Raw genomic sequence first — 20049 nt, forward strand, 5'->3', positions numbered from 1 at the left:
CGTTATCCGTTCAGCGCCTTGTCGGCGGCGTTGATCATGGCCTGCCAGTCGTCACGAGTGGCCTGCGTCTCGGTCTCGGCGCCGTTCTCGAGGCCGAGCAGCAGTGCGTCGGAGTTCGTCTTCATGAGCCCGGTGGACTCGGCGAACGTCGCGGCGGGGAGACCGGCGAACGGCACCTGGGTGCTGGCGAAGCGCTCGTCCGTCATACGGAGCGTGATCCAGTCGGGGTCGAACGCGTTCCACAGGGTCCACAGCGCCGCACCCGGCTTGTTCTTCGCGTCGGAGTTGACGCCGGAGAACTGCGCCCAGACCCCCGCGTGCTCGAACGGCGAGACCTGCAGCGCGGGGTTCGGGTTGAACAGCGTCTGGTTCAGCGCGATCGGCACGTCCCCACTCGACAGCGGAGCCCCCTGGTCCTCCAGCAGCTTCAGGTTGCCCGACGACATGAGGTCACCGATCAACGAGACCATCTTGTCTTCGCCCTCGGCCATGCCGTACCCGGCGAAGACCACCGCGTTGTAGCCGGCGACCGACACCTTGTCCTTGTACTCGGGGGCGAGCAGCCCGTCGAGAGTCTCAGGGACGGTGGTCACCTTGTCGGTGTTGTACTGGATCAGAGTGCCGTTGATGCTGTCGGGCATGAGCTCGGGGGCGCCGATGGTGAGGTACTCCTCCGGCACGCCGAAGCTCGCCCAGTCGACCTTCTCCCAGAAGCCCTCGTCGTACATCGCCGCCATCGAGGTGATCGAGCCGGACACCACGTCGGTGTTGCGCGAGCCCGTGGCCTTGGCCGAGATGATCGCCGACGACAGGTTGTAGGTCAGACCCCTGGTCTCGACCTTGATGTCGGGGAAGCGCTTGTTGAACTGCTCGATCACGTCGGGCGACAGCTCGTACCAGTCCCAGATGACCAGGGTGCCGCCGTCGGCCTTCTTCGCCTCTTCGTAGAGGGCGTCGAGCTGCTTGTCGATCTCGGGCCAGTAGTCGTCGTAGAAGTTCTCGCAGCGGGTGATCGCCCCGATCTCGACGGCGTCGCAGGCGGCCGAGGCGGCGTCGCCCTCGAGTGCGCTGTCACCTCCGGCGGCCTCGCTCTGTGTGCCGCATCCGGTCAGGGCGAGCGCGAAGACCGCCGTGACGGCGACTGCTCCCAGTGTTCTCTTCATGATCTGAATGTCCTCTCTGACATCAGGTGTGTGATTGCGGGTGTTGTGCGGGTAGCGGGTGTGGTGCGGGTTGCGTCAGGCGCCCAGCACGCGGCAGGCGTGCGGGACCAGTTCGAGGAAGACCCTGCCGCCCTCGGGGGGTGTCTGAAGCGGTGCGCCCCGACCGACGATCGTGGCGACGGGCTCGCCGTCGGTGAGCACCTCGGCCTCGTACTCGACGATCTCGCCGAGGAACTCCACCCGCACGATGCGTACGGGAATGACATTCGGGCGTTCGACGTCGGTCTCATGCCAGCGCACGGTCTCCGGGCGGAAGGTGAGCGTGACCTGGTCGCCCGCCGAGACGTCGTCGGGTACAGGCGTGTGCAGCCGCGTGCCGAGCGCCTCGACGACCGCGTCGCCCGCGCCGTCGCGGTCGATCACCACGGCGGGGATCATGTTCGCGCGGCCCACGAAGTCGGCCACGAACCGGTCGGCCGGCTGGTCGTAGAGCTCTCGGGGCGACGCCTCCTGCACGATGCGTCCGCCGTTCATGACCGCCACCCGGTCCGACATCGACAGCGCCTCGGACTGGTCGTGCGTGACGTACAGGGCACTGATGCCGAGGGTGCGCTGCAGGCTCCGCAGCTCGTTGCGCATGGTGTCGCGCAGCTTGGCGTCGAGGTTCGACAGCGGCTCGTCGAGCAGCAGCAGCCTCGGGCGATGAGCGAGTGCACGGGCGAGGGCGAGGCGCTGCTGCTGACCACCCGACAGCGCGGTGGCCGGCCGCTGCGCGAGGTGGTCGAGCTGCACCAGCTCCAGCGCCTCCATCGCCCGCTTGCGCGCCTCCTGCTTCGGAAGGCGGGAGCCTGCGACCTGCAGCGGGAAGATCGCGTTGGCGAAGACGGTCATGTGCGGCCAGATCGCGTAGTTCTGGAACACCATGCCGATGTCGCGCTTGTCGGGTGACACGTGCTCGGTACCGGTCGACAGCACGCCGCCGTCGAGCGAGATCACACCGCCGTTGCTCCGCTCGAGGCCGGCGACGCAGCGCAGCGTGGTGGTCTTGCCGCAGCCCGACGGGCCCAGGAGCGAGTAGAACATCCCGGGCTCGATCGTGAACGTGACGTCCTTGACGACAGGAACCGTCGCGCCGTCGAGCTCATAGTCCTTCTTCAGGGCGTCGACGACGAGTCGTCCGCCTCCAGAGCTCGCCCTCATCGGAGTCCTCTCGTCCTTCTTCGTTCTGGATGTTGGATCCACTGCGATCGCCGCCATCATCGTCCCTCTCTCACAACAGAGCCCACCGGTTGCGGGGTGGCGGGTGCGCCCCAAGGTCGCGGCTTCTCGAAGAACACCACGACGATCGCGCACACCGCGAAGGCGATGGCCGAGAGCAGGAGCGACTGCGACATGGCCGTGGCCAGTCCGCTGCCGTCCTTCGCCGACAGCGCGCTCCCGGGGTGGATCGCCCCTGGCACGAAACCGGTGATGTGCGCGGCGAGCGTCACGTTCATCAGCACGGCCAGCAGCGCCGAGCCGATCACGGACCCCATCTGCCTGGTCGTGGAGTAGACGCCGGATCCCGCACCCGCCTGCGTGTGCGGGAGGTTGCGCGTGGCCGTGGAGGCGAGCGGGCCGAACATGCCGGACACGCCGACCCCGAGCAGAGCGGAGGGGAGCAGCAGGAGCCAGAAGGGAGCATCGAGCGTCATCGTCGCCGCATACCAGGCCATGGCCGCAGCCGAGACGACGAAGGCCGCGAAGGTCACCCAGCGCGGACCGATCCGGTCGCTCAGCTTGCCGACGAACGGTCCGAGCACACCCGAGACGACCGCCATCGGCGCGAGCATCAGCGCCGCGAGTGTCGGGTCGAGGCCGCGGGCGACCTGGAAGTAGAAGGCGAGCGGAACCGGCATCGCCGTGATGCCGACACCGACGAGGAAGATCGTGGCGTTCGCGACCGAGAAGTTGCGGTCGCGGAAGAGACTGAGGGGCATCAGGGGCTCTGCACGATTGAAGCGCTGCCACACGACGAAGAGCACCAAGAGCACGGCGCCTGTGACGATGACGCCCCACACCGTGACCGGACCGAACATCACCCCCCAGTCGTAGACCTCGCCCTCCTGGATGCCGAACACCAGCAGGAACAGGCCGAGTCCGGACAGCGCGACGCCGATCCAGTCGAAGCGGTGCGGATGCCCCTCGAGATCCGGCACCAGACGCCAGGCGACGACGAAGGCGACGATCCCGACGGGCACGTTCACGAAGAAGATCCACTCCCAGCCCACCGTGTCGGTGAGCACGCCGCCGAGGATCGGCCCGACGAGCGTCGCCAATCCTCCGACCGCGCCCCACGCCCCCATGGCCTGACCACGACCACGCGGGGGGAAGACCCGCGCGATGATCGCCATGGTCTGCGGCGTCATCAGGGCGGCGCCGAAACCCTGCACGGCTCGGGCCGTGATGAGCATCTCGATGCTGCCGGCCAGGCCGCACGCGAGCGAGGCGAGGGTGAACAGCACGAGTCCGACGAGATAGACCCGCTTGGGGCCGAACCGGTCGCCGAGCCTGCCGGTCACCAGCAGGGGCACCGCGTAGGCGAGCAGGTAGGCGCTGGTGACCCAGATCACCGTGGTCAGGTCGGCGTCGAACGCCGCGAGGATGACCGGGTTGGCGATCGCCACGATCGTCGTGTCGACAAGGATCATGAAGAAGCCGATGCACAGCGCCCACAGGGCCGGCCAGGGCCTAACTGTCTGAGTCATGGATCGCTTTCGGGAGGGATCGTCAGGGGTCGGGAGCCGGTGTCCGTCCGCTCAGCCCCTTATGTGGAGGACGGACACCGGAGTTTCCGGGAAGGGGTCAGCTCTCGGCGGCGGGGATGCCGACGACGGGTTCACCCAGCAGCGGGGTCGAGACCGCGTAGATGCCGTGGTTGGCGAAGAGCCAGATCAGGTTGCGATCCCACTCGACGAAGATGCCGTGCACGGGGGCGGCGAGGTCGTCGTCGTCCTTGAGGCCGATCGGCGGCACGAAGTACGCACCGACCTTGGGGTTCTCCGGGTCGCGCACGTCGAAGATCTGCAGCCCCGCGGCGTAGAACGCGTAGGGGATGACTCCGCCGTGCGGCGTGCCCGTGTTCGTGAAGTAGCCCGAGCGCTTGGGACCGAACGATCCACGGCGCTGCGCCCAGTCGGTGAACGCGGCCTCGGCCGGCGGCGTCGGACGAGGGAGCGTGCGCACCACCCGCGGGTTCGCCGGGTCGCTCACGTCGATCTGGTAGATCTCCTTGGCCGGCTCGTAGCAGTCCGTGTTCATCGGGTAGCCCGAGACGTAGACGTAGCCCGTCTCCTCCACCTGGGTCGTGTCGACGTTGTCACCCTCGGTGCCGGCGACGCTCACCGGAAGATGGCACCAACCGACGTGGTGGATGTTCGCGGGGTCGGACACGTCGAGCACGAAGAAGCCCTGCCCACCCTGGGCGGCGTAGCCGTACTTCCACCCCGACTCGACCGAGCGCGGCAGGAAGATGCCCATGCGCGAGCCGAACCACGAGGTCTTGTTGTTCCAGCGCTCGTTGTCGGCGAGGTACTCGGAGTCCGCCTCCTCGCCGGCACGGGAACCGGGCACCCACCAGTTCGAGAGCAGCTCGGGCTTCGCCGGATCGGAGACGTCGTAGGCCGCGTGCCCCGCCGTCCACAGCGTGGTCTTGTACGGCTGGTTGGTGAAGGTGTTGTCGGGCGCGGTCGCCACGAAGAGGTACTTGTCGCCGTAGTAGACCGGCAGGTCGAGCACGCCGTTGCCCTCCTGGATCTCGTCCGGGCCGTGGTTCGGGTCGGTCGAGACCTCGGTGAGGAGGGTCCAGTCGCGCGGGCTCGGGCCGTTCATCTCCCAGGTGCGGAAGCCGCGCAGGCCCTCCCACTCCTTCAGCTGGCCCTCGACGGTGTCGTCGATCCACTTGTTGGCGACGCGCCCCTTGAGGAAGTACCGCGGGGTCTCGCTCGCCTGGATCGCGATGTGCTTTCCGAGCTTCTGATTCCACTGCACCGTGGTGGCGCCGAACTGCGGGCGGGGGTCGTCCCAGCCCCACTGCTCCTCGTCGACGATCGTCAGGTCGCGCGGGTCGGTGATGTCATAGAGCTTCCAGTGGTTGCCGCCGCCGTAGTGCAGCATGAGGCGCCGGCCGTCCCAGTCGTAGATGCACTGCCACGAGTGGCTGGTGTTCACCACGATCGGATAGAACGCCTCGGCGGTCGCGTTGAGCACGTAGGTCTCGGGGTCGCGGTAGTCGAGCTGCCCCGGCCAGTCGATGAAGACGTCGCGCGGGACGGACGGCGTGTGCGCCGGCGGCAGGAAGGTGCCGTCGGGCTGCATGCCCCAGCTGGAGGGATCGGGATCGGCCGGTTCACCCTCGACGCGCTGGAAATCCTCCGGACGGTATTTCTTCGCATCGGGCACGTAGGGAGAGCCGGCCATGTCGCCTCCATTGGCTGAATCGGGTGAGATCGTCACGACGTCGTGTCGTTCTCATCAGGTTCACCCTGTGGGAGCGATGCTGTCCAATATCCATACGGGTCAGAGCTATGACCGTTCAGGCATATCAGCCGGCGAAGCGCGGCTCCGTCTGCGCGTACTCGCGCTCGAGCTCCGCCAGGCGTGCGCCCTCTTCGCGCAGATGCGCCAGCAGGGCGGATGCCGCGGGCGAGGGGGCCCGGTCCTTCGGCACCGTCACGCCGACCGAACGGCGGATGGAGCTCAGCGGCGTGGGCAGGATCCGCAGCTCGCGGTCGTCGACGGCGATGAACATCGGCAGCGCCGCGATCACGTCGGTCGAGATCAGCAGGGTGCGCAGGGTCAGCATGGACGTGCACTCGACGCGGTCGGGCGGCAACGGGAGCCCCTCGTGGAAGAAGACGGCTTCGAGCTCGGCCCGCAGCGCCGTCTGGGCGACCGGGAAGATCCACGGATACGCGATCAGTTCCGCGAGGGAGTTCGCCTTGACGCCGCCGAGCACCGGATGCCCGGCCCGGGCGACCAGGCGGATCGGCTCCTGATGCAGTCGCTCCTGCTCGAGCCGCACCGGCACCGTGGGCGAGAGCCGTCCGACCGTGAGGTCGAGGTCGCCCGCGAGCAGCAGCTGCTGCAGGGTATCCGGTGTGCCCTCGCGCACCACGACGGTCAGCCGCGGGTGCTCGGCCTTCAACGCGGCGATGGCGCGCGGCAGCAGCAGGTTCGACCCCGCGAGGTGCGTGCCGACCGTGACCGTGCCCAGCTGCCCCGACTGCAGCAGCCGCACCTCCTCCCCCGCGGCGCGCAGCTCGGCGAGCACGGAGCGCGCACGCTCGATGAAGGAGTGCCCGTACTGCGTGGGCCTGACTCCGCGCGGCAGCCGTTCGAACAGCGGCACGCCCAGCACCTCCTCGACCTCGCGGAGTCCGCGGGTGACGACGGGCTGGGTGATGTGCAGCGATTCGGCGGCGCGCACCAGGGTGCCCTCGTCGGCGATGGCGGTGACGAGGACGAGGTGACGGATCTTGACCCGTCCGTCGAGCAGTCGATCGGTGACCATGATCCGGACTATAGCCGTACGGGCATGGCAATGCATCAAGAGAGTATTTGTCGGCATCCCTCGAACCTTCCTAGCCTGAGCCCATGCCTTCCGAGACGATGACGCCTCCCCTCCGTGCCGCCGAGCAGGAGCGGGCGCCCCGCGCGATCCACAACATGATCGCCGGCGAGCGCGTGGAGGGCATCGGCACCTTCACGAAGATCAGCCCGGTCGACGGATCGATCATCGCCGAGGTGCACGAGGCGGGCACCGAGCAGGTGGACCGCGCCGTGGCGGCTGCCCGCGCGGCGTTCGACGGACCGTGGGGGCGGATGACCGTCGCCGAGCGCGCCCGTCTGCTGCGCGGGGTGGCCGACGCGATCGACCGTCGGGCCGACGAGCTCGTCGCGGCCGAGGTGGGCGACACGGGCAAGCCCGAGGCCCTGGCCCGCGACCTCGATGTGGCGCGCGCCGCTGCGAACTTCCGCTCCTTCGCCGACACGGTCTCGACCGCCGGACTCGACTCGTTCCTGACCGAGCTGCCCGACGGCCGCCGCGCACTCAACTACGCGGTGCGCAAGCCACTCGGGGTCGTCGCCGTGATCGTGCCGTGGAACCTGCCCCTGCTACTGCTCACATGGAAGCTGGCTCCGGCCCTCGCCACCGGCAACACCGTCGTCATCAAGCCCTCGGAGGAGACGCCGTCGTCGGCCACCCTGCTGGCCGAGATCCTCGCCGAAGCGGGTGTCCCCGCCGGGGTGGTCAACGTCGTGCACGGCTTCGGCGCAGGCTCCGCAGGCGAAGCGCTCACGTCGCACCCCGGCATCGACGGGGTCACCTTCACCGGCGAGTCGTCCACCGGTTCCGCGATCATGCGGGCGGTCGCACCGAGGGTGCGTCCCGTGTCGTTCGAGCTGGGCGGCAAGAACGCCGCGCTGGTGTTCGCCGACGCCGACCTCGACGCCGCGGTCGCCGGCCTCGCCCGCTCGACCTACCTCAACACCGGCCAGGTCTGCCTGTGCACCGAGCGCATCTACGTGCAGCGTGCGGTCTTCGACGACGTGGCGGCCGGTCTCGCCGAGCACGCCGCCCGCCTGCGTCTGGGGCGCCCGGAGGATCCGGCGACGACCACCGGTCCGCTCATCTCCCAGGCCCACCGCGACAAGGTGCGCTCCTACTTCGACCTCGCCGTCGCCGAGGGCGCGACCGTGCTCGCCGGCGGTGGCATCCCGACCCTGGGCGACGGACTCGACGGCGGCTCCTGGATCGAGCCCACTCTGTGGACGGGCCTCGACAACAGTCACCGCACCGTGCGCGAAGAGGTGTTCGGTCCCGTCGCCGCCCTCATCCCCTTCGACACCGAGGAGGAGGCAGTCGCGCTCGCGAACGACACCGACTACGGGCTCGCCGCCGTCACCTGGACCACCGACCTCACCCGCGGACACCGCGTGGCCCAGCAGATGCGCACCGGCATGTCGTGGGTCAACACCTGGTACCTGCGAGACCTGCGGAGCCCGTTCGGCGGTGTCGGGCTCTCCGGCATCGGCCGCGAGGGCGGGCACCATTCGCTGGAGTTCTACACCGAGCCGACGAACGTGTGCGTGCAGCTGTGACCGGCCTCCCCGACGCCGTGCACCTGGCGGACGAACGGCTGCGGCTCGCGGCCGAGTCCGCACGCCCGTGCGCACCGGTGCGCGACCTGCTCGGCGAGACTGATCAGGATGCCGCGTACGCGGTGCAGTCGCTCGGCATCGCGCGCCGTCTCGACGAGGGCCGCCGCATCGTCGGGCGCAAGATCGGCCTCACCTCCCCCGCCGTGCAAGCGCAGCTCGGGGTGGACAGCCCCGACTACGGCGTGCTGCTGGATGACATGATGTTCACCGACCGCGAGCCGATCGACCTCGCACGCTTCCTGCAACCGCGCGCCGAGGCCGAGGTCGCCTTCGTGCTGGGCAGCGACCTCGACTCCCCCACCACGCACGTCGCCGAGGTGATCCGTGCCACGGAGTTCGTGCTGCCCGCGATCGAGGTCGTCGACTCCCGCGTGGCTGGGTGGGACATCCGCATCACCGACACCATCGCCGACAACGCCTCCAGCGGGGCGGTCGTGCTCGGCACCACGCCGCGACGCCTCGACGGCTTCGACCTGACCGCGCTCGGCATGTCGCTCGACCGCGAGGGGCGACCGGTCTCGACGGGGTCGGGTGCCGCGTGCCTCGGCAGCCCCGTGATCGCCGTGGCGTGGTTGGCGCGTGAAGTCGCCCGCCGCGGACAGCCGCTGCGCGCGGGCGAGGTGATCCTCTCCGGGGCCCTCGGCCCTATGGTCGACGCGAACGCGGGGGTGTTCCGCGCGCGGCTCGACGGTCTCGGCGAGGTCTGTGCCGACTTCGTCGGCGCGGCATCCGGAACGACAACGGAAGGGGCTGCGGCATGACCGTCGGCATCGCCATCATCGGCTCGGGCAACATCGGCACCGACCTGCTCATCAAGGTCAAGCGGCTCTCGACCACGCTGCACGTGGTCGCTATGGCCGGGATCGACGAGCAGTCCGACGGCCTCGCCCGCGCGCGACGGCTCGGTGTCGCCACCACCCACGAGGGCGTGGACGGGCTGATCGCGATGCCCGAGTTCGCCGATGTCGAGCTCGTGTTCGACGCGACCTCGGCCGGAGCCCACGCCCGCAACGACGCGCTCGTGCGCAACGCCGGACGCCTCATGGTCGATCTGACCCCGGCGGCGATCGGCCCCTATGTCGTGCCGGTCGTCAACCTCGAAGCGCATCTCGGTGCGACCAACGTGAACATGGTCACCTGCGGTGGCCAGGCCACGGTGCCGATGGTGGCAGCGGTGTCGCGCGTCGCCCCGGTGGCCTACGCCGAGATCGTCGCCTCGATCGCCTCGAAGTCGGCCGGCCCCGGAACCAGGGCGAACATCGACGAGTTCACCGAGACGACCGCCCGTGCACTGGAGGTGATCGGCGGCGCCGACCACGGCAAGGCCATCATCGTGCTCAACCCCGCCGACCCACCGCTCATCATGCGCGACACGGTCTTCTGCCTGGTCGAGGGCGACCCCGCCTCTCTGGATCGCGATGCCGTGAGCGCCTCGATCGCCGACATGGTCGCCGACGTTCAGGCCTACGTCGGCGGCTATCGGCTCAAGCAGCAGGTGCAGTTCGATGCGGTCGACGAGGCCTACGTTCCCGCACTCGACCGGCCGTTCCGCGGCACGCGCGTGAGCGTCCTGCTGGAAGTCGCCGGCGCCGGCCACTATCTTCCGGAGTACGCGGGCAATCTCGACATCATGACCTCGGCAGCCCTTCGCACGGCCGAGCGACTCGTCGCCCAACGGACAGGGGTTCCCGCATGACCACCGCTTCTCCCCGCGTGTACGTGCAGGACGTCACCCTCCGCGACGGCATGCACGCCATCGGCCACGGCTACACCACCGACCAGGTGCAGGGCATCGCCCGTGCTCTCGAAGCCGCGGGCGTCGATGCCATCGAGGTCGCGCACGGCGACGGCCTCGGCGGATCGAGCGTGGCCTACGGACAGGGCGCGCACACCGACTGGCAGTGGATCGAGGCGGCGGCAGAGGTGCTCGACCGTGCCGTGCTGACCACCCTGATCCTGCCCGGCATCGGCACGATCGACGACCTCGCCCGCGCCCGCGACCTGGGTGTCGCGAGCGTGCGGGTCGCGACGCACTGCACCGAGGCCGACGTCGCGATCCAGCACATCACCTGGGCGCGCGAGCACGGCATGGACGTGTCCGGCTTCCTGATGATGAGCCACCTCAACGACCCGCACGGCCTCGCCGAGCAGGCGAAGATCATGGAGGCGGCGGGAGCGCACTGCGTGTACGTCACCGACTCGGGCGGACGCCTCACGATGCGCGACGTGGCCGAGCGCGTCGATGCCTACCGCGAGGTGCTCGACCCCGGCACGCAGATAGGCATCCACGCGCACGAGAACCTGTCGCTGAGCGTGGCCAACAGCGTCACGGCCGTCGAGCACGGCGTGTATCGGGTCGATGCCTCGCTCGCAGGGCAGGGCGCCGGGGCGGGCAACTGCCCGATCGAGGCTTTCATCGCGGTGGCCGACCTGCTCGGCTGGGAGCACGGCTGCGACCTGTTCGCGCTGCAGGATGCGGCAGAGGAACTGGTGCGTCCGCTGCAGCGCCGCCCCGTCCGCGTCGACCGCGAGACCCTCACCCTCGGCTACGCGGGGGTGTACTCGAGCTTCCTGCTGCACGCCGAGCGCGCGGCGGAGAAGCACGGCCTCGATGCCCGTGACATCCTCGTGGAGCTGGGACGCCGCCGCATGGTCGGCGGCCAGGAGGACATGATCGTCGACGTCGCCCTCGATCTCGTCGCCGCACGCTCGGGGGTGACCGCATGACCGCCGACGCCGTGTTCGCCGCCGCTCTCGACACCGCCCAGCGCACCGCGACCGCCATCAGCCAGCTCTCCTCGACCGAGGAGGTCGGCCTCGACACCGCGTACGCCACACAGCATGCGCTGATCGCCCGCCGACTCGCCCGCGGCGAGCGCGTCACCGGCCTCAAGCTCGGCTTCACGAGCCAGGCGAAAGCGCAGCAGATGGGTGTGCACGATGTGATCATGGGCACCCTCACCGATGCGATGCGCCTCGACGATGACGCGGTGTTCGACCGCGGGTCCGCCATCCACCCGCGCATCGAGCCCGAAGTGGCCTACTTTCTCGCCGCCGACATCGACGGCGTCGACACCGCTCTTCCGCTGGCGGAGATCGTCGCCGCGGTCGCTCCCGCGCTGGAGATCATCGACTCCCGCTACCGCGACTTCCGCTTCAGCCTGTCCGACGTGGTGGCCGACAACACCTCGGCGGCCGGCTACGTGATCGGTCCGTGGACGCCTTTCGAGCAGGCCGGCACTCTCGACAACCGCGCCGTGCGGCTCGAGGTCGACGGCAGGGTGGCGGCGACCGGATCGACCGCGGCGATCCTGGGCGATCCCGGCCGTGCCATAGCCGCCGCAGCTCGGCTCGCCGCGGCCCACGGGTTCGCGCTCCGCGCCGGCATGGTGCTGCTCGCCGGAGCCGCGACCGCCGCCGTCCCCCTGCCGGACCACGGCGTCGTCGAGGCGACGATCACCGGGCTCGGGCGGGTCGGCATCCGCACGCACGAAGGATCAGACAGCCTCACGGAGGGAGCACGATGACCGGATCAGGTGGCATCCTCGTCGAGGGCAAGGCGACCCCCCGCGGCCGCTTCCCGCACGCCAAGGTCTCCGGCGACCTCGTCTTCGTCTCGGGCACATCGAGCAGGCGGCCCGACAACACGATCGCCGGAGCGGAGGTCGACGAGTTCGGCGCGACGCGTCTCGACGTCGCGGTGCAGACCCGCGCGGTCATCGAGAACATCCGGGCCGTGCTCGTCGCCGCCGGGTGCGACCTCGACGATCTGGTGCAGGCGACGAGCTTCCTCGTCGACATGAACGACTTCGCCGCCTACAACGCCGTCTGGGCCGAGTACTTCGACGAGCAGGGCCCCGCCCGCACCACGGTGGCCGTTCATGCGCTGCCTCATCCGCACCTGCGGATCGAGATCCAGGCGATCGCACGGCGCCCCGAAAACCCCACCGACGACACCGCTGTCGACCGCACCACCGCTGCCACTCTCGAGGAGGAGAAATGAGCACCATCCCACCCGTCATCGATTTCGCCGCATGGATCAAGGAGAACGAGCACCTCCTGAAGCCGCCGGTCAACAACAAGGCCGCGTGGACGCCCATGGGCGACTTCATCGTGCAGGTCGTCGGCGGCCCCAACAAGCGCACCGACTTCCACTTCGACCCCTACGAGGAGTGGTTCTACCAGTACCGCGGCAACATGCACGTGAACATCCAGACGCCCGACGGCCCGCAGCGCATCGACATCCGCGAGGGCGAGATGTGGCTGCTGCCCGGCAACGTGTTCCACTCCCCGCAGCGCCCGGAAGAGGGCTCCATCGGCATCGTGATCGAGCGCATCCGCGAAGAGGGCACGCTCGAGAAGTTCGCCTGGTTCTGCCCGAACTGCAACGCCAAGGTGCACGAGGTCGAGCTGCAGGTGCGCGACATCGTCGAGGATCTGCCGCCGGTCTTCCGAGACTTCTACGAGAGCGAAGAGGGGCGCACCTGCCCGGAGTGCGGCACCGTCCACCCCGGCAAGGGCTGAAGCCCCTTGGGCACGATCGACGTCCACACGCACTTCGTGCCGAGCTCCTGGCCCGACCTGTCGACACAGGTCGGGCCGGGGCTCTGGCCGACCCTGCGCGTGGACTCCGAGCGCGAGGCGATGATCATGCTCGGCGAGACCGAGTTCCGGCGCGTCGGCGACGACTGCTGGGACGCGACCGTACGCCTGGCCGACATGGATGCCGACGGCGTCGAGATGCAGGTGGTCTCCCCCACGCCGCTGTTCTTCTCGTACGACAAGTCGGGCGCCGAGGCGGTCAAGGTCGCCCGCATCTTCAACGACCTCGCCCTGGAGATCTGCGCCCCGGCCCCTGATCGGCTGATCCCCTTCGCCCAGGTGCCGCTGCAGGATCCGGATGCCGCGTGCGCCGAGGCCGATCGCGCGATCGCCTCCGGTCACGCCGGCGTCGAGATCGGGAACCACGTGGGCGACCGCGACCTCGACGACGAGGGCATGGTGATGTTCCTGCAGCACTGCGCCGACAGCGGCATCCCGGTGTTCGTGCATCCGTGGGACATGCCGGGCTCGCCGCGCCTCGACCGCTGGATGGCGCGCTGGCTCACCGGCATGCCCGCCGAGACGCACCTGTCGATCATCGCGATGATCCTGGGCGGAGTGTTCGACCGGGTACCGCCGACCCTCCGCCTGGCGTTCGCGCACGGCGGCGGCTCCTTCGCCTTCTGGCTGGGCCGGTTCGAGAACGCCTGGCTGCAGCGGCCCGACCTCATCGGGGTCAGTGAACGCCCGCCGTCGGCCTACCTCGATCGCTTCAGCGTCGACAGCGTGGTGTTCGACCCGGTCGCCCTGCGCGTGCTGGTGGAGACCCTCGGCACCTCGCAGGTGATGGTCGGCAGCGACTACCCCTACCCCCTGGGCGAGCGACCCGTCGGCAGCGTCATCGACCGTGCCGACTTCCTCGACGAGGCGCACAAGAGCGCCATCCGTCGCGACAACGCCCTGCGATTCCTGGGGCGCTAACCCCGCACGACCTCGAACGGACCCACCCCATGAGCACGACCTCCACCCGCCCCGCGATCGACCGCGCCACCTGCGCAGCCCTCGACGAGAACGACCCGCTGGCGCCGATGCGCGAACGCTTCGTGCTGCCCGACGACGTGATCTACCTCGACGGCAACTCGCTCGGTGCGCTGCCGCGGCACACCGCGGCGCACCTGCAGCGCGTGATCGCCGAGGAGTGGGGCACCGGCCTCATCCGCAGCTGGAACGACGCCGGATGGTTCGCCAAGCCGCGCACGATCGGCGACCGGATCGCGCCGCTCATCGGGGCGCACGCCGGCGAGGTCGTGCTCGGCGACTCGACGTCGGCGAGCCTGTTCCAGGCGGTGGTGGCGGCGATCAGGCTCCGTCCGGGACGACGCGTGATCATCGCGGAGCGCGGCAACTTCCCCACCGATCTCTACATGCTCGAAGCCGTGCAGGAGCTGCTCGGCGGCGGGACGCCCTTGGAGCGCCGACTGATCTCGGATGACGGCCCCACCCTCGACGACGTGCTCGACGATCACGTCGCGGTCGTGGTGCTCACGCAGGTCGACTACCGCACCGGACGGATGCACGACATCGCCGAGGTGACCCGCAAGGTACACGCGGCGGGAGCCCTGGTCGTCTGGGATCTGTGCCACAGCGCCGGCGCCGTGCCGATCGACCTGAACGCCGCGGATGCCGACTTCGCGGTCGGCTGCACCTACAAGTATCTCAACGGCGGGCCCGGCTCGCCCTCGTTCATCTGGGCCGCCAGCCGTCACCACGATGCGGCCCGCCCTGCCCTGACCGGCTGGCACGGGCATGCCAGGCCGTTCGACTTCACGGTGGAGTACGCCCCCGCACCGGGGATCGAGCGCTTCCGGGTCGGCACGCCGCAGCTGCTGTCGGTCGCGGGACTCGAGGCGAGTCTCGACATCTGGGACGACGTCGACATGGAGCTGCTGCGCGAGAAGAGCCTGCGGCTGACCGAGCTGTTCATGTCCCTCGTCGACACCCGTCTCACACCGCGCTGGGGCATCGAGCCGGTCACCCCTCGGGAGTCCGCCCGCCGCGGCAGCCAGGTGTCGCTCCGCCACGAGGACGGCTACGCGGTGATGCAGGCGCTGATCGAGCGAGGAGTGATCGGCGACTTCCGCGCTCCCGACCTCATCCGCTTCGGGTTCACCCCGCTCTACACCTCGTACTCCGACGTGTGGGACGCGGTCGATGCGCTGGAGGACGTGCTGCACAGCGAGATCTGGCGTGAACCGCGATTCGCGCGCCACGGCACCGTGACCTGAAGCGGGTATCCCGCGCGGGCCGTCATCCAGTCACACACCTGCATGACTCCGGCGCACTCGCATGAACGGACTGGCGTACCCGGTCATGCATCCGTGCAGGAGTCATGCATTCGCGCCAGGTGTCAGACCCCTTCGGCGGCGGCCTCCGTCGCCGCGGCGTCGAGCAGCGCGATGACCCCGTCGCGCACGTGGTTCAGGTGCGATTCGAGCACGCGCAGCGCCTCGTCGGCATCGCCCGCCGCCACGACGTCGATGAGCTCGCCGTGCGAGTGGTCGTGCGCGCCGGGCGACACCAGCCGCCAGCCGAGCACGTAGCGCCCCAGCTTGAGCCGCAGCTGCTCGATCATCTCCCACATCACGGGGCGGGCCTGGGCGTCGTAGAGCGTCGCGTAGAACTCGGTGCGGGCCTCGACGAACTCCCCGCCCTCGGAGATGTCGTCGGCCGTCTTCGCGAGCTCGCGCAGGCGGGCGACCCGCTCCGGCGTGATCTCCGCCATCGCCAGGCGCAGCGCATCCTTCTCGAGAAGCGTCCGCAGGTGGTAGACCTCGGTCGCCTCATCGACCGAGAGCGCGCGCACCATCGCCCCGCGACGGGCATGGAAGACCACGAGCCCGTCGGCCTCGAGCTGGATCAGGGCCGAGCGGATCGGGAGCCGCGAGATGCCGATGGACTCGGCCAGCGTCTCCTGGCGCAGCTTCATGCCGGGGGGCAGCGTGCCGTCGAGGATCGCGTCGCGGATGATGTCGTAGGCCATCGCTCCGACCGACCGGTACCCGGCCCCGTGTCGCTGAGCGAGCTTCTGCAGAGCCTCGGCCCGTTCCTTGGGCGACGCGGCGTTCCCTGATTGCACCATGGGAGCGAGAGTATCGGATCCTCCCGTCGAACTCTGCATTCTGGATCCAGAATCGGATCGCGCCGCCGCCCCTGCCGCCATCCCGCGCCCAGGGCGCCCGAGTCCTCCCGCGGGGGGACGAGGATCACCCTGCGGGAGGATGCCCCGGCGCGCGCGACCCGGCAGGCTCGAATCGTCGATCGTGTCGCCGGAGCTCAGTCGCCTCTCGTCGCGCTGAGCCGGACCCACAGGATTCGGCACGGGGCGACGTGGGTCGAGTGATCACAGGCGGCTTCCGCGTCGCGCGCGTGCCACTTCGCCCGCCGCTGCGACCCAGCCGAAAGCACCTCACCGCTCCATGTCGTTCCTCACACGCAGCAGCCTCAAGAACCGCCTGATCCTGTCGCTCGCGACACTGGCGATCGTCGCTCTCGGCCTGATCTCGATGGGCTCGCTCAAGCAGGAGCTGATGCCGTCGTTGCAGGCGCCCATGGCGTTCATCTCGGCGCAGTCGCAGGGTCTCGCGCCCGAAGAGATGGCGAGCAGCGTGACCGAGCCCGTCGAGCAGGCCGTCCGCGCCTTGCCCGGCGTGACGAGCGTCACGTCCACCACCTCCAGCGGGGGTGCGCAGATCCTCGTCGAGTGGTCGTTCGGGGAGAACGACGAGGAGACCCTGCGCACGATCCGCAGTGCGACCGAGTCGTTGAAGCCGAGCTTCCCCTCGGGCACAGAGGTCCAGGTGGCGTCGGGCGGTGCCGGGGATCTGCCCGCGATGGTCCTCAGCGCGGGTACCAGCGGCGACCAGGAGACGTTCGGCGACGCTCTGCAGCAGACCGTCGTCCCGGCGCTCAAGGGCGTACCGGGTGTGCGCGCCGTCGAGCTCGCGGGCCAGGAGACGCAGCGCATCACGATCGATCTCCGCCCCGCGGATGTCACACGGCTGAAGGTCGAGCCCTCGACGCTCGGCCCGATCCTCGAGGCGCACGGCGCCGCGCTTCCGGCAGGGCAGGCGGATTCCGCCGAGGGGCCTCTGTCGATCACCGTGGGGTCGCGACTCGCCACTCTCGAAGACATCCAGGCCCTTCCTGTACCCACGCCCGAGGGAGCCGTCACGGTCGCCGAGTTCGCCGACGTCTCGATCGAGACGGTGCCGGCGCAGACCATCTCACGGGTCAACGGCAACCCGTCGCTCACGCTCCAGATCATCCCGTCGCAGGGAGCCAACGTGGTCGACATCTCGCACGGCGTGAACGCCGAGCTCGACAGGCTCGCCCCGATCGTCAAGGCCGAGTTCGTGACGATCTTCGACCAGGCGCCCTACATCGAGCAGTCGATCCACGACCTCTCCGTCGAGGGCGGGCTGGGCCTGCTCTTCGCCGTGCTCGTGATCCTCGCGTTCCTGCGCTCGTGGCGCTCGACGGTCATCGCTGCCGTGTCGATCCCGCTGTCGCTGCTGATCACGCTCGTGGGCCTGTGGTGGAGCGGCAACACCCTCAACATCCTGACCCTCGGCGCGCTCACGATCGCCATCGGACGTGTCGTCGACGACTCCATCGTGGTGATCGAGAACATCTCGAGACGACGTGGCGACGGGCCGCTCACCATCGACGGCATCGTCGCCTCGGTACGTCAGGTCGCCGGTGCCATCACCGCCTCGACGCTCACGACCGTCGCGGTCTTCCTGCCCATCGCCTTCGTCTCCGGAATCGCCGGGCAGCTGTTCCGGCCGTTCGCGGTGACGGTCTCGATCGCGCTTCTCGCCTCTCTCGTCGTCTCGCTCACGATCGTGCCGGTGCTCGCCTCCTGGTTCCTCAACAGGGCTCCGAAGCACCGTGCCGCAGCTGCCGAAGCGGCTCAGCCAGTGTCCGAGGGATCGGCGGACGACGCACCGCTCGCCCACGAGAACGAGGTGCCGTCCGAGCTCGACGAGATCCATACGGCTCCCGACCGCCTGCAGCGCACGTTCATGCCGGCCCTGAACGCGACCCGTCGACACCCGGTCATCACCCTGGTCGCCTCGGCCCTGCTGCTCGTCGCGACGCTGGGTATGACGCCGTTCATCCAGACCGACTTCCTGGGCTCATCGGGTCAGGCGAGCCTGCAGGTCGTGCAGACGCCCCCGAAGGAGGCCACGGCCGACCTGGTCGCCGCCGCGGAGCCGGTCGAGAAGACGCTCGGGAAGATCGCGGAGATCGATGACATCACCACCTCGATCCCGGTCCCCACACCCGGCACCCCGACGTCGATCACCTACGACCTGCGGGTGAAGGACGGAGCCGACGTCGCCGCGGTCGAGTCGAAGGTGCAGAAGGCGCTGGACGGTCTTGCCGACAGCGGCACGATCGAGCTCGCTTCGCAGGACGCCTCCCTCGCAGGTGCCGGTGACAGCATCGCCCTGGCCATCCAGGGCAACGACCCGGCCGCGCTGCGGACCGCGAGCGATCTGCTGGAGAAGCAGCTTGCCGACGCCGACGGGGTGCGCTCCGTGAAGAGCGAGCTCGCGGGCGAGCAGCCGGTGCTGCGCGTGAAGGTCGACGAGCCGCTGGCCGCGCGCCTCGGCTTCGACCGGGCCACGATCGCGAAGGCCGTGCAGGAGGCGCTCTCGGGCACCACCGTCGGCACCCTCATGTACGAGGGTCGGGAGCGCGACATCGTCGTGCGCACGCCGGGCTCGGCACGAACCGCCGACAAGCTCGGCGAGATCATGCTGCCCGTCACGGCCCAGCAGACGGCCGAGGCGCAGAAGGCCGCCGCCGACGCACTCGAGGCCAAAGCCAAGGCCAAGGCCGAGGAGGCCAAGACAAAGGCCGAGAAAGAACTCGACTCGCAGATCAACACGGCCACGAAGCAGCGGGCCGAGCTCGCGGGTCAGATCGGCGCCCTGAACAAGCAGCTCGCGGAGCTGTCGGCGGCGCCGATCGTCCCCGCAGACCCGCTGAGTCCTGAGGACGAGGCGGTGCTCCAGGCGCAGGCGGAGCGCGCCGAGCAGCTCTCGGCACTGCAGAGCGCGATCGAAGGCGCGCAGTCCGGCATCAAGGCGGCGGACGAGCAGATCAAGGCCCTGCGTCAGAGCCGCACCGACGCCGCCACCCAGCAGGTCGAGGCCGAAGCCGCCGAGGCGGAGCAGAAGGCGGCCACCGAGGTCACGGGCACCGCGATCCCTCTGGCCGCGATCGCCACGGTCGAGGAAGAGCTCACCGCTCCGACCATCACCCGCGCGGAAGGCGAGCGGCAGGTCACCCTGACGGTCACGCCGGAGAAGGGCGGTCTGTCGGCGGCCAGCCGGGCGATCGACGAAGCGATCGCCGAGACCGACCTGCCGGCGGGCGTCACGTTCGAGCAGGGCGGCGCGTCCGCACAGCAGGACGAGGCGTTCAGTCAGCTCGGCCTCGCGATGCTGGGGGCCATCGTTCTCGTGCTGCTGGTGATGGTGGCGACGTTCCGCAACTTCCGCGGCCCACTCGTGCTGCTCATCTCGATCCCGTTCGCGGCGACCGGTGCGATCCTCGGGCTCCTCCTCACCGGTACGCCGATGGGGCTTCCGGCCCTGATCGGACTGCTGATGCTCATCGGCATCGTCGTGACGAACGCCATCGTGCTGATGGACCTCGTGAACCGCCTCCGGGTGGCCGGGGCGAGCCTGGACGAGGCCGTGGAGCACGGAACGCGTCTGCGTCTGCGTCCGATCCTGATGACGGCGGCCGCGACCGTGTTCGCGCTGGTCCCGATGTCGCTCGGCCTGACCGGTGGTGGCGTGTTCATCTCGAAGCCGTTGGCGATCGTGGTGATCGGCGGACTGGTCTCATCGACGCTGCTCACCCTGGTGCTGGTGCCGGTCCTGTACACGCTCGTGGAGCGCAGCCGGGATCGCCGGATCGCCAAGCGTGCCGAGCGACGGGCCCGCCGTGAGGAACGCCGTGCCGCCTCCGCCGAGGAGACGATGGACGTCTTCGAGGTGGCGGCCGACAGGGAGTAACCCCTCGCGCGCCCCTGAGGTGCGGTGATCGCCGCACGGATGTCGGG

16 protein-coding genes are annotated in these 20049 nt (G+C 69.5%); 10 read left to right on the top strand and 6 right to left on the bottom strand.

The window, feature by feature from the left end:
- Positions 1–2 precede the first annotated feature (2 nt).
- From ASC55_RS10850 to ASC55_RS10870, 5 genes are all read right to left on the bottom strand, one after another.
- Positions 3–1163, bottom strand: a complete 1161-nt coding sequence (locus ASC55_RS10850) for an ABC transporter substrate-binding protein (protein ID WP_055875277.1) — start codon at positions 1161–1163, stop codon at positions 3–5.
- 75 nt (positions 1164–1238) lie between these two features.
- The gene (locus ASC55_RS10855) at positions 1239–2363 is read right to left on the bottom strand and encodes an ABC transporter ATP-binding protein (protein WP_055875280.1); all 1125 of its coding nucleotides are present in this window, start codon (positions 2361–2363) and stop codon (positions 1239–1241) included.
- Between the two features lie 56 nt (positions 2364–2419).
- Entirely contained in the window at positions 2420–3910 is a 1491-nt protein-coding gene (locus tag ASC55_RS10860; RefSeq protein ID WP_055875284.1) for a DHA2 family efflux MFS transporter permease subunit, read from the bottom strand.
- Positions 3911–4007: 97 nt separating this feature from the next.
- Positions 4008–5621, bottom strand: a complete 1614-nt coding sequence (locus ASC55_RS10865) for an LVIVD repeat-containing protein (RefSeq protein WP_055875287.1) — start codon at positions 5619–5621, stop codon at positions 4008–4010.
- Positions 5622–5745: 124 nt separating this feature from the next.
- The gene (locus ASC55_RS10870) at positions 5746–6714 is read right to left on the bottom strand and encodes a LysR substrate-binding domain-containing protein (RefSeq protein WP_055875290.1); all 969 of its coding nucleotides are present in this window, start codon (positions 6712–6714) and stop codon (positions 5746–5748) included.
- A gap of 83 nt (positions 6715–6797) precedes the next feature.
- On the opposite strand from ASC55_RS10870, the gene ASC55_RS10875 reads away from it, so the two are divergent.
- The 9 genes from ASC55_RS10875 to kynU are packed head-to-tail and all read left to right on the top strand — an operon-like array spanning position 6798 to position 15193.
- Positions 6798–8306 carry a 2-hydroxymuconic semialdehyde dehydrogenase gene (locus ASC55_RS10875; protein ID WP_235563220.1) on the top strand — a complete coding sequence of 503 codons (1509 nt, stop codon included), beginning with the start codon at positions 6798–6800 and terminating at the stop codon, positions 8304–8306.
- Complete coding sequence (locus ASC55_RS10880) at positions 8303–9127, top strand: 2-keto-4-pentenoate hydratase (protein ID WP_055875292.1); 825 nt, start codon at positions 8303–8305, stop codon at positions 9125–9127. The genes ASC55_RS10875 and ASC55_RS10880 overlap by 4 nt, the downstream gene beginning before the upstream one ends.
- Positions 9124–10062 (top strand): acetaldehyde dehydrogenase (acetylating), encoded by a 939-nt coding sequence (locus tag ASC55_RS10885; RefSeq protein WP_055875295.1) that lies wholly within the window; start codon positions 9124–9126, stop codon positions 10060–10062. Before ASC55_RS10880 ends, ASC55_RS10885 begins: the two co-directional genes overlap by 4 nt.
- Positions 10059–11093: a 4-hydroxy-2-oxovalerate aldolase gene (gene dmpG / locus ASC55_RS10890; protein ID WP_055875298.1), complete on the top strand. Its 1035-nt coding sequence runs from the start codon at positions 10059–10061 to the stop codon at positions 11091–11093. Before ASC55_RS10885 ends, dmpG begins: the two co-directional genes overlap by 4 nt.
- Positions 11090–11893 (top strand): 2-keto-4-pentenoate hydratase, encoded by an 804-nt coding sequence (locus tag ASC55_RS10895; RefSeq protein ID WP_055875301.1) that lies wholly within the window; start codon positions 11090–11092, stop codon positions 11891–11893. Before dmpG ends, ASC55_RS10895 begins: the two co-directional genes overlap by 4 nt.
- The gene (locus tag ASC55_RS10900; protein ID WP_055875304.1) at positions 11890–12369 is read left to right on the top strand and encodes a RidA family protein; all 480 of its coding nucleotides are present in this window, start codon (positions 11890–11892) and stop codon (positions 12367–12369) included. Before ASC55_RS10895 ends, ASC55_RS10900 begins: the two co-directional genes overlap by 4 nt.
- The gene (locus ASC55_RS10905; protein WP_055875308.1) at positions 12366–12890 is read left to right on the top strand and encodes a 3-hydroxyanthranilate 3,4-dioxygenase; all 525 of its coding nucleotides are present in this window, start codon (positions 12366–12368) and stop codon (positions 12888–12890) included. Before ASC55_RS10900 ends, ASC55_RS10905 begins: the two co-directional genes overlap by 4 nt.
- Before the next feature lie 6 nt (positions 12891–12896).
- Entirely contained in the window at positions 12897–13889 is a 993-nt protein-coding gene (locus ASC55_RS10910; RefSeq protein WP_055875311.1) for an amidohydrolase family protein, read from the top strand.
- A gap of 29 nt (positions 13890–13918) precedes the next feature.
- On the top strand, positions 13919–15193 hold the full coding sequence (kynU, locus tag ASC55_RS10915) for a kynureninase (protein WP_055875313.1): 1275 nt from the start codon (positions 13919–13921) through the stop codon (positions 15191–15193).
- A gap of 122 nt (positions 15194–15315) precedes the next feature.
- Here kynU and ASC55_RS10920 read toward each other — a convergent pair whose 3' ends face one another.
- Positions 15316–16047, bottom strand: coding sequence for a GntR family transcriptional regulator (locus tag ASC55_RS10920; protein WP_055875316.1), 732 nt, complete (start codon positions 16045–16047; stop codon positions 15316–15318).
- A 337-nt stretch (positions 16048–16384) separates the two neighbouring features.
- Here ASC55_RS10920 and ASC55_RS10925 point away from each other — a divergent pair, with 337 nt between their 5' ends.
- On the top strand, positions 16385–20002 hold the full coding sequence (locus ASC55_RS10925) for an efflux RND transporter permease subunit (RefSeq protein WP_055875318.1): 3618 nt from the start codon (positions 16385–16387) through the stop codon (positions 20000–20002).
- Positions 20003–20049: the final 47 nt, after the last annotated feature.

The sequence above is a fragment of the Microbacterium sp. Root322 genome, assembly GCF_001425645.1.
Classification (GTDB): Bacteria; Actinomycetota; Actinomycetes; order Actinomycetales; family Microbacteriaceae; genus Microbacterium; species Microbacterium maritypicum.